Genomic DNA, 13,675 nt, shown 5'->3' with positions numbered 1-13,675 from the left:
ATCTTAGAGAGCCTCTTTTAAAAAATCTGCCAACATCCGAAATTCATCACGGCGCCCGGATGTTTTACGCCAAACCAGTCCAATATCGCGTGGCGGGGCACCTTTATCCAGTGCAATGGTTTTAAGTCCGGTGCCTTGTGTGATCCCGGATCGTACCGCCATTTCGGGCAGCAGAGTCAGGCCCAAACCATTGGCGACCATTTGAACAATTGTTGATAGGCTGGTGGCGGCAAATTCATTTGCATTTTTATTCTTGGGCCAGGAACACGCCGCAAGGGCATGATCACGCAGGCAATGTCCTTCTTCCAACAAGAGCAGGTTTTCCTCAAACAGGTCCTGATTGCGAATGGTCTTTTTCTTGGCGAGATGATGGTCCGGTGCAAGCGCGCAATAAAAAGGGTCCTGCATAAAAATCTGGCTTTCAATGCCATCGTGTTCGTATGGCAGTGCCAAAATCAGCAAGTCCAGTTGCCCGTCATGCAGGGCATTGAGCAATCGTTCGGTTTGATCTTCTTTTAAATACAGCATTAAATCAGGATAGGCGCTGCGAACCTTTGTCATCAAATTGGGCAACAGGTAAGGGGCAATGGTCGGAATAACCCCGACGCGCAATTCCCCTTGTAAGGGTTTGCCTTTGGCATGGGCCAATTCCATCAGGGCATCGGCCTGCAGGACGATCTCTTTTGCGCGCTCCAGAATATCGTGGGCCTGCGGTGTCAACAGCACACTGCGTCTGGTGCGCTCAAACAGTTGCAGGCCAAGAATATCTTCCAGCTCCTTGATAGCGGCACTTAATGTGGGTTGCGTGACAAAGCAAGCCTGTGCCGCATGGCCGAAATGTTTTAGTTCGGCCAAAGTGATAAAATATTTAAGATGCTTAAGTGTGTAAATCGCATTCATAGAAAATATCTATAAAATATAATGAACTGATTGGCAAACTTGTAGTTGGTGCGTCTTCTTTGCAATGTGTGCTTTTTTATGTTCTTTTCAGGTAAAAAGTGGCATAAATTTCTTTATAACAAAAATAGAGAAGCTGTCGGAGATAGAGGGTGATATGGGGCAAGAACGATTTAATGAAGTGACAGTCGTTGTGGCGGACCCTGATCCGCGTGCGCGTACGATTGCAAAAAAAACATTGATTCAGGCGGGGTTTCGCAAAATTCTAACAGGGCATTCTTTGGCTTTTGTAAAACAAAGTTTTGATATTGAAATGCCTGAACTCTTGATTGCAGAAACTGAATTACCAGATGGGGATTTCAGCGAGTTTGTCAGTGATCTACGCCATCACAAAATTGGCAATAATCCATTTCTTGTTGTCTCAGCTTTAACATCCAATCCGACGCCGGAAATTGTGAAGAAAGTTATTCAGGCCGGGGCGGATGATTTACTATCCAAGCCGTTTACGGTAGATACGTTGTTGCGCCGTGTTGGGCGTTTGATCCATGAACGTAAGCCTTTTGTTGTGACAGGGGATTATGTCGGCCCGACCCGGCAGGCAAAGTCACAAAAAGAAGCCAGTGCAGAACGTTTTGTTGCACCAAATACATTAAAAGCGCGTGCCTTGAATGAAGGTAGTGTGGATGAAGTGCAGGCGATGGTGGATGCGGCAATATCACAAGTCAATAACAAGGCCTTGGAAGCGCATGCCGAAGACGTCAACGAATTAGTGACAATCCTCGTGCCGCGTTTGACGGGTGGCCAAATTGATGCAACATCGCGTTTGTGTCTGGATCGTTTGCGCTATGCATCTGAAGACGCCAACCGCCGTTTGGGTGGAACGGAATATGATCATGTCTCGGATTTATGTCAGACGTTGTTGGGGGTCGTGAACAGTATTCGCAATAGCGGCAGCGTGCTGACAGCGAAGGATGTTCGCTTGCTTGACCCGTTGAATAAAGCGATCCAGTTGGGTTTTGACAAAAATGCAGATAAAGCGACAGCACGTCAAATCTCACAGGCGATCTTGGCTAAAATCAACGCTTGAATGTGATGGCCTATTGCTTTTCCAATGTGATGTAACGGCTGACTTTTTTCAGGTCGTTTACGCTGGCTCCGGTCCTGACCATAGCCTTGGCTTCTGCCGGGTTTTCAATAATGCGGGCGCATAACATATCAATCCCATAATTGAACAGGCGGGGACTTAAAGGGGTCATCGGTCCAACAAGTAATGTATGCGCATTTCCTTTGACGTTTAGGAACAAAGGAAGGCTGGCATCGAAAAATGTATGGGCTGGTAGGATCATGCCATCATAAGCGTGTGTGCTGAGGTGGGGGAGGGCTTTGTCTGTTGACATGAAATTGACTTGCGCGGCGTAATCGTGATGACGTGGGAAATTTCCGACAACCAAGATACTGTCGGTGCTTCCTTTAAAATGATCAAGACCGCTTTTATTGATCCCTTTTTGGTCGTATCTGTTGGTATAAGCAAGCAAAGCCGCACAGCCTAAGGCATGATCCAGTGGGTTTGCATCTTGATGGATTTTTAGGGCCAAGTCACGCAAGGAACGGATCGATGGGGTATCCATTGTTGCTGTTTTACTTGGATTAGGGGCGGCACCGCAGCCAAAGGCCGTTTCTATTAAAATGGTTTCCGGGCCGATAGTGAGAGACTGAACCGGGATATCAGGGACTTCAAGGGATAAATCTTTATAAAGATTGCATTTGGGCCACCAGTCCCAGAGCTTATCTGTGTCATGTGGGAGTAAAGTCCCCAGACGTCCAGTGAAGTCGTTCCACGTTTCAAGCGCACTTGCAGGAACGGCGACCAACGTGGGAATGCCAGCGAGAGCGGCGGCGATAATTTCTTGGGCTAATCCATTACCGTCCTGTTCGCGTTCACCGAATTTTTCAACGACTAAAAGGTCGGCTTTTTTATCAATCGCGTTGTTTAAAACTTTGGAGGTGTCGCACAGACGGGAAACATCAAACCCACAGCTGCCGGCGGCACGGTCTTCTTTGCTAGGGCGGGCAAGGGCAAATCGCTCACCGGTTTTGATGTCGATGGCATCCAGACCGATTTTTTCGCCGTGATTATCGTAGGCTAATTCTTGAGTTAAACCACAGACATGCCAGCCACGTTTTTGTAAATTTGTGGCAAAATCAAGCAAGGCATTGCGTTTTGGGGTGTCGGCAGCATAAAGTACACCGCCAAGGCGAATTGGTTTTGCGGTTTGTGTTGACATGAAAGCCTGTTCGCTTTTCTTCTAGGGGTGAACCGAGAGTCCAATCTAACAAAAGAAGGATCAAATTTCTATGGGTGTACAAGTCGAAATGAGAGTGGCCGAGTTGTTATGTTCACGTTTGTGCCATGACCTTGTGGGTCCGGTCGGCGCTGTCAATCATGGAATGGAACTGATCGAAGAGGAAAACAGCCCGGTTTTAAACGAGGCGATTGAAATGATCGGACATAGTGCAAGACAGGCCTCCAATCGGCTTGAGTTTTTCCGCTTGGCGTTCGGATTGTCGGGCGGGGGAAGCGGTTTGGCCTCGATGGAACAAGGGCGAAAGCTCGCGACGGGTTTTCTTGAAAAACACATTCGTCTGGATTGGCCGAAAAATACGGAATTACCTTGGCAGGATAGCGAAGTGACCGTCCCAAAAGATGTGGTGAAAGTTATTTTGAATCTCATCATGTTGGGTGTGGATTGCTTGCCTCGTGGCGGTGTTTTGACCTTAAGCCAAGCGGTTTTACCCGAAGGATTGGGGATTGCGCTGGTGGCAGAGGGACAAAAAGCCCATGTTCGCGATGATATTCAAAGCGCAATAGAGGCGAATGCAAATTGCGATTCTTTAAGTGCACGGACAGTTCAGGCTTTCTTTTTAGCGCGACTTGCTGATGACCTTGGGTTGGATTTTGAACTGTTTAGTCCGCAGCCTGATTGTGTGCAAATCGCTGCAATTATTCCGTTAGATCTGTAGAGTTTTGCAGATATATGCAGTGCAGCAATAAAATAGTTTCATTGCTAAACTAAAATAAAATAAATATTACGAATGCGGAATGAGGTGCATTTTTTCTTTTGAACTCAGCAGTTTTTAAGTTATTGCTTATGGTAAGAGAAATGGTAAACGCGCTTCTTATGCGTCTTAAATGCGGCCGGATACGCCGGCGTGACAGTAGAAAGGTACAGTCATGGATGATCTACTCAGTGAATTCATAACGGAAACGTCCGAAAGCCTGATGGTGTTGGACTCTGAACTGGTGAAATTTGAACAGGATCCGAATGATACGGAAATCCTGTCCAATATTTTCCGTTTGATGCACACCATTAAAGGGACATGTGGGTTTTTAGGCCTGCCGCGTCTGGAAAAAGTCGCACATGCCGGTGAAAACGTACTCGGTAAGTTTCGTGAAGGCACATTGGAAGTTACCCCTCAGGCCGTGACTTTGATTTTGCACGCAATCGATACGATTAAAGAATTGCTGCAAACACTGGAAGAAACAGAAGCCGAACCAGATGGGAATGATCAGGACCTTATTGATCAGCTTAATGCAATGGCTGAGGGCCGTACTGTTGAAACAGCTGCCCCTGTTGCCGCTGCCCCGGAACCTGTCGTAGAAGCAGCACCCGCACCGTCAAGTGGTCCTATTACAAACGATCAGGGTTTTCCTGTCGCTGCTGAGCTTCTGGCAGAAGTTGAACAAGCTGTTGCCGCCGGGGTCAATGCCCCCAGTCAGGCAGAAATTGATGCCCAGATGAAAGCGGAAATGGAAGCAGAAAAAGCGGACAGCGCACCGGCGACACCTGAGCCGTCGGCGCCTGCCCCTGCACCGCAAGTTCCAGCAGCCCCGAAAGAGGCTCCGAAACCGGCTGCGAAAAAAGAAGAACCAAAGAAAGCAACTGGCGGGAAAGAAACGTCTGTTGCAAGTCAGACCATTCGCGTGAATGTTGAATTGCTTGAAAATTTGATGACGTTGGTTTCTGAGCTTGTCTTGACCCGGAACCAGCTATTGCAAATGGTGCGTGGGTCTGATGACAGTGTCTTTAAAGTGCCGCTACAACGCTTGAGCCACATTACGTCGGATTTGCAGGAAGGGGTGATGAAAACCCGGATGCAACCTATCGGTAATGCGTGGGCAAAATTGCCGCGTATTGTTCGTGACTTGGCTGTTGAATCGGGTAAGAAAATTGATCTGCAAATGATTGGTGCGGAAACCGAACTGGACCGTCAGGTTCTCGAACTGATCAAAGACCCGCTGACACACATGGTGCGGAACTCTGCCGATCACGGTCTGGAACAACCCAACGAGCGTGTTGAAATTGGTAAGCCGCAAGTCGGTACTATTACGCTGAACGCGTTCCATGAGGGCGGTCACATCATCATTGAAATTACCGATGATGGTAAAGGGCTGAATACAGATCGTATTAAAGCCAAAATTGTCGAAAGCGGTCTGGCGAGCGAAGCCGATCTGGAGGCAATGTCCGATCAGCAAATTCACCAGTTTATTTTCCGCGCCGGTTTCTCAACAGCACAAAAAGTGACCAGCGTTTCTGGCCGTGGCGTTGGGATGGACGTTGTACGGACCAATATTGAAAAAATTGGTGGTACGATAGAATTGAAATCCATCGAAGGCAAAGGTTCAACCTTCACCATTAAAATCCCGTTGACCTTGGCGATTGTATCCGCGCTGGTTGTTGAATGTTCTGGTGAACGTTTTGCCATTCCGCAAATCAGTGTTCTGGAATTGGTGCGTACGTCTTCTGGTACTGATAATGCGATTGAAATGATTAATGATGCACCTGTCTTGCGTTTGCGTAATCGTTTGTTGCCGCTGGTTTCCCTGCATGATCACCTGAAACTGGATGAAACCAAAAAAGACCTTGCCAATGATGAGTTGTTCATTGTTGTGACGCAGGTTGGGACCTATCAGTTTGGTATTATTGTTGATCGTGTCTTCGATACAGAAGAAATCGTTGTGAAACCGGTCGCGCCGATCCTGCGCCATATCTCGCTCTTCTCCGGGAATACAATTCTCGGCGATGGTAGCGTCATTATGATTTTGGATCCGAACGGTATTGCTGCGACAACCGGTGAGGTTGCGATGGGTGGTAGTAATGATGCACACAATACGGCGATGACAACACGCACAGATGGGGAAACAACGTCCATCCTTATTTTCCGTGCGGGCAGCGACGAACTCAAAGCTGTTCCGTTGGCTCTGGTTGCGCGTCTGGAAGAAGTCGATGTCACGAAGATCGAATATTCAGGTACAAACCCGGTTGTTCAATACCGTGGTCAACTCATGCCGTTGATCCCGATCGATCCGAATCATGTTTGGAAGGAAGAAGGTCGTCAGCCGGTCCTCGTCTTTACGGATCGTGATCACTCTATGGGTCTGGTTGTCGATGAAATTGTCGATATCGTGGAAGACCACCTCAATATCGAGTTGGCGTCTGAGCGTGACGGCTTTGTCGGTTCTGCGGTGATTAGCGGTAAAGCAACCGATCTGATTGACGCGGGTTACTATCTGACGAAAGCCTTCCCGGATTGGTTCGGTCGTGCAGAAACCTCCATCTCTTATGGGGATGATTACCAAGGTGGACCGCGTGTTCTGCTGGTTGATGACAGCCCGTTCTTCCGTAACTTGTTGACGCCGATCTTGTCGGTTGCCGGGTACAAGGTTTCGACTGCTGAAAATGCGAAGAAAGCTTTGGAATTACGCTCCGCCGGTGCGTTCTATGACGCAATCGTTAGCGACATTGAAATGCCGGAAATGAGTGGTTTTGAATTTGCCGAAGCTGTTCGCAGTGACACCCGTTGGCAGCATACGCCGATGGTAGCCATGTCATCGCATGCAACGGAAGCAGATTTCGAACGTGGACGCGAAGTTGGTTTCAATGATTATTGCGCTAAATTTGATCGTGATGCCTTGTTGCAAACTTTGTCTGAGTTGCTTGCACAAAAATAATAAAAGTTTCGAACGTTGTTGAGTTTGACGGCCCGCTACATTACCTTATACATATGTATTGGGGCCGTCTCTAACTAGAGGAGCCGGTGCACCAAGGTTATAATGCCGAAGGGAGCCGAAAAATAATGAAATCTTGTCTGATTGTTGATGATTCTAAAGTCATCCGAATGGTGGCCCGTAAAATTCTTCAGGAATTGAGCTTCGAAACGATCGAAGCTGCTGATGGCCAGCAAGCCCTTGATGAGTGCAAAAAGGAAATGCCGACGGCGGTACTTCTGGATTGGAATATGCCGGTTATGAGCGGTATTGAGTATTTACGTGAATTACGCAAACTTCCGGGTGGGGATGAACCCGTGGTGGTTTTCTGTACAACGGAAAATGATATTGAACATATTCAAGAAGCCATTGAAGCCGGTGCAAACGAATATATTATGAAGCCTTTTGACAGCGAGATTATTCAAGCGAAGTTCTCTCAAGTTGGTCTTTTGTAATTCTTTTATGAATTGAGGTTCTCTTGTCGAGTCTCATTGGAAAAACAATGTCGGTTAATCAAACGCAAAAAAGTAATAATCCAATCCGAGTCATGGTGGTCGATGACTCTGCTGTGGTGCGCGGACTGATTACGCGTATGCTTGAAGCTGACGCTGACATTTCAGTCGTTTCTTCTGTTGGTAATGGAAAAATGGCGGTGGATAGCCTCTCGCGAAACGAGGTTGAAGTCGTCGTTCTTGATATTGAAATGCCGGTTATGGACGGCCTGACGGCATTGCCTAAATTGTTGGAATTTGACAAATCTATTCGTGTCATTATGGCATCGACCCTGACGGCGCGTAATGCGGATATCAGCTTGCGGGCACTCCAGGCCGGTGCGGTTGATTACATCCCAAAACCTTCTTCCTCGCGTGAACTATCCGGTGGGCGGGATTTTTCCAAGGAATTGGTTGATAAAGTTAAAATTCATGCGAATGCGCGCCGTAAATTAAAAGGTTCACCGAGCATTTCGATTTCGCGACCACGTACGCCGTTGGAGAAAACATCAACGACCGCACCTGTACATACCGGGTCGAGCTTACACAAGAATAAAGAGGTCGTTCTAAAGGCACCTTCTTTGAAAGAGCGTCCAGATGTAATTGCAATCGGGAGCTCAACAGGCGGCCCACAGGCTTTGTTCAATGTTTTAAAAGGCATGTTTGGGAAAGTTAAGCAACCTGTTATTATCACGCAACATATGCCGGCGACCTTTACAAAGATTTTAGCCGAACATATCAATCGTATGACGGGATGGACCTGTTCCGAGGCCTCAGATGGTATGGTTGTTGAAGCTGGCAAAGCGTATTTGGCACCAGGAGACTTTCACATGGTTGTTGAAAGTCAAGGGGTGCAAAAGATTTTAAGATTGAATCAAGATCCGCCGGAAAATTTCTGTAGGCCAGCGGTTGACCCAATGTTACGCAGTATTTCAGCCGCCTATGGTCGAAAAGTTCTAACCGTTATTTTGACGGGTATGGGGGCTGATGGTCTTAAGGGCGGTCGTGTCGTTGTTGAAAACGGTGGCGATTTGATCGCGCAAGATGAGGCCAGTAGCGTCGTTTGGGGTATGCCCGGCGCGGTCGCTCAGGCGGGTATTTGCAGTGCCGTGCTGCCATTGGATGAAATTTCTTCATATGTCGTTAAAGTCGCTGCGGGAGGTGCGTCATGAAACCTGATGATTTTCAGTTTCTCGCAACATTGGTTAAGGATCGATCCGGTCTTGTTTTAACGCAAGATAAAGCTTATCTGCTTGAAAGCCGTTTAATGCCGGTTGCGCGAAAGCGTGGGATGAAAGGTTTGGAAGATCTTGTTGCCTCGTTGAAAACGCGGATGGATCATGCCTTGGCGGATGAAATTACTGAGGCGATGACGACGAATGAGTCCTTTTTCTTCCGTGATATTAAACCATTTGATATTTTCCGTGATACGGTTTTACCAAACCTGATTAAAACGCGTGCGGCTAAAAAATCATTTCGCATTTGGTGTGCGGCTGCCTCCAGTGGGCAGGAACCATATTCCATTGCAATGGTCTTAAAAGAAGCTGCTGCGCAACTTGCCGGTTGGCGTATTGAAATCGTTGGTACGGATATCTCGCGCGAAATGTTGGAAAAGGCCAAGGCCGGACTTTACTCACAGTTCGAAGTTCAACGCGGTTTACCTGTTCAACATCTTGTGAAATATTTTAAGAAGCACGATGACCTGTGGCAAATTGATGCGTCCTTGCGGGCGATGGTTCAGTACAAGGAATTTAACCTGCTGAACGATATGAATGCGCTCGGTACATTTGATGTTGTGTTTTGCCGAAACGTTTTGATTTATTTTGATCAGCAGACTAAAGGGGCTGTGCTGGAAAAAATGTCAAAACAGATGGCGGATGATGCTGTGCTCTATTTAGGTGGTGCGGAAACCGTTTTAGGTATTTCAGAAGCCTTTAAACCTGTTCCTGGTTTGCGCGGTGTTTATGGTCGCGCAGGTGGGAATGGGTCTCTAGGGGACGGGGCACCTGTCGCTGGTGCTGCACCAAAACCCGCTGCTGCGCCAACAGGGTTTGCCAAACCGAAACATATGGTAGAGGGTCGTGTACCCAAAGGGGCTGATGCACCTGGTGGGGGCGCTACGCCCCGCCCTGCGGCACCTCCTGCGCGCCCTGGCGGATTGCCACCGCGCCCGGGTGGGCTGCCACCACGTCCGGCCGGCGCGACACCGGGTTCACCCACACGGCCTTTACCGCCCAAACCGGGGATTAAAAAACCTTAATAAGAAAAAGCCGCCTCTATTACAGGCGGCTTTTTCTTATTTAATTGTTTTGGTCTGCCTTAGGCGCTAGCTGCATGTGCTTCGTCATTGGCATCGGGGTCGCGCAAGACATAGCCACGCCCCCAAACGGTATGAATGTAGTTGTCGTCTGTTGCTTTGGTCAGTTTTTTCCGAAGTTTACAGACGAAAACATCAATAATCTTCAGTTCCGGCTCATCCATGCCGCCATATAGATGGTTGAGGAACATTTCTTTTGTCAAAGTTGAACCTTTGCGCAAGGATAAAAGTTCAAGAATTCCATATTCCTTGGATGTTAGATGCACGGGCTTACCATCGCTTTCGACGGTTTGGTTGTCCAGATTGACGCAAAGTTTACCTGTGCGAATAACCGACTGCGCATGGCCTTTGGATCGGCGCACAATCGCATGAATGCGGGCAATCAATTCGTCTTTGTTGTATGGTTTGGTTAGATAGTCATCGGCACCAATTTCAAACCCCTTCACCTTGGACGGTGGTTGGTCCAGACCTGACAGGATCAGGATGGGGGTTTCAACCTTGGAACTGCGCAGGGCACGAAGAACTTCAAATCCATCGATGTCGGGCAGCATGAGGTCGAGAATAATGATATCGTAATCGTATAGTTTGCCAATCTCGATGCCTTCTTCGCCGTAGTTGGTGACATCCACCACCATCCCGGCAGATTTAAGCATCAATTCTATGGCTTTGGCTTCGCTTGGGTTGTCTTCAACGAGTAATGCGCGCATGGTGCCCCCCGAAAGTTGGCGTTAACTTTTCATTAACCTTTCGTTAACCATTACCATAACTCCGATTCGTTGAAAATAGTTTTTTTATCGCAACGCTATATTTTCTCGCGAGTCGCAAAAAATAGTGAATCCTGTCAAGGGGTTTGTCATTTTTCGGAAAGGGAGTATAGTGGGCAGTGAAAACACAATGAGCAACCCCTGTTCGGAGTATCCATCGTGGCCCTTTTGGTCAATAACGTAATCGCAGAAGTTGATAAACTTCCTGGCTTTAATGTGTTTGGCCGGGTTGCGGCTGTACAAGGTCTTATGGTCGAAGTTGGCGGTGTGCAAGGGGCATTATCTATCGGGGATCATTGCCGAATTCATGTGCGCCGTCGCGATTGGGTCATCTGTGAGGTTGTCAGTTTCCGCGATGGTCGGGCGCTTGTTATGCCTTTTGGACCCGTTGATGGTATTGCCTTGGGTGATCGCGTGGAAGTTGGGCAGCGCGAACCGGTTTTATTCCCCTGTGACGCTTGGCTGGGGCGTGTCATTAATGCGATGGGTGAACCGGTCGATGGTAAGGGCCCACTGCCGGTTGGTCCTGTGCCTTATATTATTAAAGGAACCCCACCTTCTGCGCATGAACGGACCCGTGTTGGTGGGAAAATTGATCTGGGTGTGCGTGCAATCAATACCTTTTTGACCTGTTGCCGTGGGCAACGGATGGGAATTTTTGCCGGGTCTGGTGTGGGGAAATCAACCGTTCTGTCCATGATGGCGCGCAATACCGAAGCCGAAGTCAGTGTCATTGGCCTGATTGGGGAGAGGGGACGCGAAGCGCGCGAATTTATTGAAGATGATCTGGGTGAAGACGGCTTGGCTCGCAGTATTGTTGTGGTTGCGACGTCGGATGAGCCCCCGTTGATGCGCCGTCAAGCGGCCTATGTCACCATGGCGGTGGCAGAATATTTCAGAAATCAGCAACGTGATGTTTTATGTTTGATGGATAGCGTGACACGTTTTGCCATGGCGCAACGTGAAATTAGCTTGTCGGTGGGGGAACCACCTGCTTCTAAAGGCTATACACCATCTGTTTTTGCTGAATTACCGCGCCTTTTGGAACGTGCGGGACCTGGCAATGCTCAACAAGGCAGCATTACCGGACTGTTTACCGTGTTGGTTGAAGGGGATGATCATAACGAACCGATTTCAGATGCGGTGCGTGGTATTCTAGATGGTCATATCGTATTGGATCGCGCCATTGCGGAACGCGGACGTTATCCAGCAATTAATTTATTGCGGTCCGTTTCGCGGACCATGCCTGATTGTAATGATAATCAACAAAATGCATTGGTGTTTAAAGCACGTGAATTGCTATCGACCTATGAAGATATGGCGGAATTGATCCGTCTGGGGGCTTATCGTCAGGGAACGGACCCCAAAGTGGATGAAGCCGTTTATTATTATCCGGCGATGGAGGCCTTTTTATCCCAGAATAAAAATGAACCCATGAATTTGGAAACCGGATATATGGCCTTGGCACAGCTTTTGGGTATGCCGTACAAAGATTTTGACGGGGATGTTTCCCAATTGGGTGTACCGCATGAACAACTGCAAGGGCCGCAATAAGGGGGTGATGTATGGGTAAAACACTCGCCAACTTAATCCGACTTCATAAATATCGTGTCGATGAAAAACGCCGTATTCTTGGTCAGTTATATGGCGAGTTGCATGATCTTGAACAAAAGCTGCAAGACCTAGAAAATCAACTGATTGAAGAACAGAAAGTTGCAAAAACTTCCCCTGACCAGGCACTGTTTTCCTATGGTCGTTTTCATCAACGCGCAATGGGCATACGCGAACAACTGGAACAGGCGATTGCCGCAAAGGAACGGGATGTTGAGATTTCACGCGATGATGTAAACGAGGCGTTTCGCGAGTTGAAAGTCTATGAAGAAGCGGAAAAAAATCGCATCAAGCGGGAAGAAGAAGAACGCACCCGCAAAGAAAATATCGAAATGGATGAAATTGCAATGAATTTGCACCGTCGTAATCAGGATTAAAAACAGACGGATTAGGATGTGTTATTGTGGTAAACATGCGTTTTGAACCTTCTTAAAAGAAGGGTTACATTCCCAGTTATTACCTGAATAATCCAGATGAGAGTCTTTGGGCAATTCTATATAAATGCAGGTATTTTGAACCTGTTTAAAACCGCGAAGACATTTCCATCCCAATTGATGGGAACGATCATCAAGATAGGCATTTTTTGGAATTACAATCAATTGACAGGTGTTTTTAACGGCACGATATCCTCGCTCGCACTCCCACCCGTTTTCATAGGCACTTTCTGATAAATAGGCGTTTTTGGGCACGGTGATCAAAAGGCAGGCGTCTTTTATTTCTTTATATCCCCGTTCACAATTCCATGTGTTTCCGGTGTCATCTAAATAGGCATGTTTGGGGACAAAAACAGGGATGCATTTTTTATCCATATGTTTGAATCCGCGCAAACACTCCCATCCACGATCATATAATCGACCTGTGGCAAAAGCATTCTTGGGCACTTTTATTTTTACACATTTATTGTTGTTTGCGCGGTAACCGTTATCGCATAGCCATCCTGTACCGTATTTTTCAGCATGGGCATTTGCTGGAATATTTTGTGCGTTTGATTGTCCAGGCAAAACCAAGAAAGTAAATAAAGTGAAGAGAAATAGAAGCAAAAATATTCTTGGTTGAGAAGGAATGTTCATTCTGTGCTTTCTTATTGGCGAGAGACGCGTTTATGATCTCTCACCTAAAAAATAATAATCAATTTTCAGATCTTTTAAGATATTACCATCGGCAGCCCTATCGCGTTCCAATGCTTTTTGAAGGAGGGAGGCTTTTATGCTTAGGGCACGCATTAAGCTGCTGTTTTTGCTTTTGCTGTGCAGATGTATGATCGTTTGGATACGTTTATAGGCAACAAAAGATAACCCTTCGATTAATTCTTCATCCGTATCAATTTGATAGGAACCTGCCGGTTGCGTATCAATTGTTTTATCAAGTTTAAAAGGATGTCGAAAGGTAATGGTTTCTGTATGGGTACGAATGGTCATGGGAGGCTCCTTAAATGGTAGGCCCCTGCCTGTTAAATAAAAGTGTAAATAATTTAAAGAAATAATGTGCTTTTTAATTGTTATTTATAATAACAGATGTTTCTTAGAATAGATATGTGTATTAAAAATAT

General features: G+C 47.1%; 12 protein-coding genes and 1 pseudogene. 8 read left to right on the top strand and 5 right to left on the bottom strand.

The annotated features are described in order from the left end of the window. Positions 1–3: 3 nt before the first annotated feature. A complete protein-coding gene (locus ACI0FF_RS14640; protein WP_419797526.1) occupies positions 4–900 on the bottom strand; it encodes a hydrogen peroxide-inducible genes activator in 897 nt (298 codons plus the stop codon). Between the two features lie 154 nt (positions 901–1,054). On the opposite strand from ACI0FF_RS14640, the gene ACI0FF_RS14635 reads away from it, so the two are divergent. Next, on the top strand, positions 1,055–1,984 hold the full coding sequence (locus tag ACI0FF_RS14635; protein WP_419797525.1) for a response regulator: 930 nt from the start codon (positions 1,055–1,057) through the stop codon (positions 1,982–1,984). 10 nt (positions 1,985–1,994) lie between these two features. On the opposite strand, the gene ACI0FF_RS14630 is transcribed toward ACI0FF_RS14635, so the two are convergent. Beyond that, the gene (locus ACI0FF_RS14630; protein ID WP_419797524.1) at positions 1,995–3,182 is read right to left on the bottom strand and encodes a DUF2478 domain-containing protein; all 1,188 of its coding nucleotides are present in this window, start codon (positions 3,180–3,182) and stop codon (positions 1,995–1,997) included. A gap of 70 nt (positions 3,183–3,252) precedes the next feature. Between ACI0FF_RS14630 and ACI0FF_RS14625 the strand changes: the two genes are divergently transcribed. The 5 genes and pseudogenes from ACI0FF_RS14625 to ACI0FF_RS14605 form a co-directional block, all read left to right on the top strand. Next, positions 3,253–3,918: a histidine phosphotransferase family protein gene (locus ACI0FF_RS14625; RefSeq protein WP_419797523.1), complete on the top strand. Its 666-nt coding sequence runs from the start codon at positions 3,253–3,255 to the stop codon at positions 3,916–3,918. 211 nt (positions 3,919–4,129) lie between these two features. Then, positions 4,130–6,907 carry a chemotaxis protein CheW gene (locus tag ACI0FF_RS14620; protein WP_419797522.1) on the top strand — a complete coding sequence of 926 codons (2,778 nt, stop codon included), beginning with the start codon at positions 4,130–4,132 and terminating at the stop codon, positions 6,905–6,907. Between the two features lie 125 nt (positions 6,908–7,032). Further along, positions 7,033–7,398, top strand: a complete 366-nt coding sequence (locus ACI0FF_RS14615; protein ID WP_188661653.1) for a response regulator — start codon at positions 7,033–7,035, stop codon at positions 7,396–7,398. 47 nt (positions 7,399–7,445) lie between these two features. Further along, the gene (locus ACI0FF_RS14610) at positions 7,446–8,606 is read left to right on the top strand and encodes a protein-glutamate methylesterase/protein-glutamine glutaminase (RefSeq protein ID WP_419797521.1); all 1,161 of its coding nucleotides are present in this window, start codon (positions 7,446–7,448) and stop codon (positions 8,604–8,606) included. After that, positions 8,603–9,436: pseudogene (locus ACI0FF_RS14605) on the top strand (CheR family methyltransferase); the annotation flags it as partial. The gene ACI0FF_RS14610 and the pseudogene ACI0FF_RS14605, both read left to right, overlap by 4 nt. A gap of 317 nt (positions 9,437–9,753) precedes the next feature. On the opposite strand, the gene ctrA reads toward ACI0FF_RS14605, so the two are convergent. Then, positions 9,754–10,458: a response regulator transcription factor CtrA gene (gene ctrA, locus ACI0FF_RS14600; protein ID WP_419797520.1), complete on the bottom strand. Its 705-nt coding sequence runs from the start codon at positions 10,456–10,458 to the stop codon at positions 9,754–9,756. Positions 10,459–10,674: 216 nt separating this feature from the next. Here ctrA and fliI point away from each other — a divergent pair, with 216 nt between their 5' ends. Together fliI and ACI0FF_RS14590 are read left to right on the top strand one after the other, a co-directional pair. Next, positions 10,675–12,069 carry a flagellar protein export ATPase FliI gene (gene fliI / locus ACI0FF_RS14595; RefSeq protein ID WP_419797519.1) on the top strand — a complete coding sequence of 465 codons (1,395 nt, stop codon included), beginning with the start codon at positions 10,675–10,677 and terminating at the stop codon, positions 12,067–12,069. Between the two features lie 11 nt (positions 12,070–12,080). Beyond that, entirely contained in the window at positions 12,081–12,503 is a 423-nt protein-coding gene (locus ACI0FF_RS14590) for a flagellar FliJ family protein (protein ID WP_419797518.1), read from the top strand. 21 nt (positions 12,504–12,524) lie between these two features. Here ACI0FF_RS14590 and ACI0FF_RS14585 read toward each other — a convergent pair whose 3' ends face one another. Together ACI0FF_RS14585 and ACI0FF_RS14580 are read right to left on the bottom strand one after the other, a co-directional pair. Then, complete coding sequence (locus tag ACI0FF_RS14585) at positions 12,525–13,196, bottom strand: hypothetical protein (protein ID WP_419797517.1); 672 nt, start codon at positions 13,194–13,196, stop codon at positions 12,525–12,527. 30 nt (positions 13,197–13,226) lie between these two features. Further along, entirely contained in the window at positions 13,227–13,544 is a 318-nt protein-coding gene (locus ACI0FF_RS14580) for a hypothetical protein (RefSeq protein ID WP_419797516.1), read from the bottom strand. Between the last annotated feature and the right edge of the window lie 131 nt (positions 13,545–13,675).

This window comes from Terasakiella sp. 4MB5A (assembly GCF_050058155.1).
GTDB lineage: Bacteria > Pseudomonadota > Alphaproteobacteria > Rhodospirillales > Terasakiellaceae > Terasakiella > Terasakiella halodenitrificans.
This window is presented reverse-complemented; position numbering and strand designations above follow the sequence as displayed.

Coding starts and splice junctions, on each gene's coding strand:
- ACI0FF_RS14610 (WP_419797521.1), top strand. CDS start 7,446: ATGTCGGTTAATCAAACGCAAAAAAGTAATAATCCAATCCGAGTCATG.
- ACI0FF_RS14620 (WP_419797522.1), top strand. CDS start 4,130: ATGGATGATCTACTCAGTGAATTCATAACGGAAACGTCCGAAAGCCTG.
- ACI0FF_RS14580 (WP_419797516.1), bottom strand. CDS start 13,544: ATGACCATTCGTACCCATACAGAAACCATTACCTTTCGACATCCTTTT.
- ACI0FF_RS14615 (WP_188661653.1), top strand. CDS start 7,033: ATGAAATCTTGTCTGATTGTTGATGATTCTAAAGTCATCCGAATGGTG.
- ctrA (WP_419797520.1), bottom strand. CDS start 10,458: ATGCGCGCATTACTCGTTGAAGACAACCCAAGCGAAGCCAAAGCCATA.
- ACI0FF_RS14630 (WP_419797524.1), bottom strand. CDS start 3,182: ATGTCAACACAAACCGCAAAACCAATTCGCCTTGGCGGTGTACTTTAT.
- ACI0FF_RS14590 (WP_419797518.1), top strand. CDS start 12,081: ATGGGTAAAACACTCGCCAACTTAATCCGACTTCATAAATATCGTGTC.
- ACI0FF_RS14585 (WP_419797517.1), bottom strand. CDS start 13,196: ATGAACATTCCTTCTCAACCAAGAATATTTTTGCTTCTATTTCTCTTC.
- ACI0FF_RS14640 (WP_419797526.1), bottom strand. CDS start 900: ATGAATGCGATTTACACACTTAAGCATCTTAAATATTTTATCACTTTG.
- ACI0FF_RS14635 (WP_419797525.1), top strand. CDS start 1,055: ATGGGGCAAGAACGATTTAATGAAGTGACAGTCGTTGTGGCGGACCCT.
- ACI0FF_RS14625 (WP_419797523.1), top strand. CDS start 3,253: ATGGGTGTACAAGTCGAAATGAGAGTGGCCGAGTTGTTATGTTCACGT.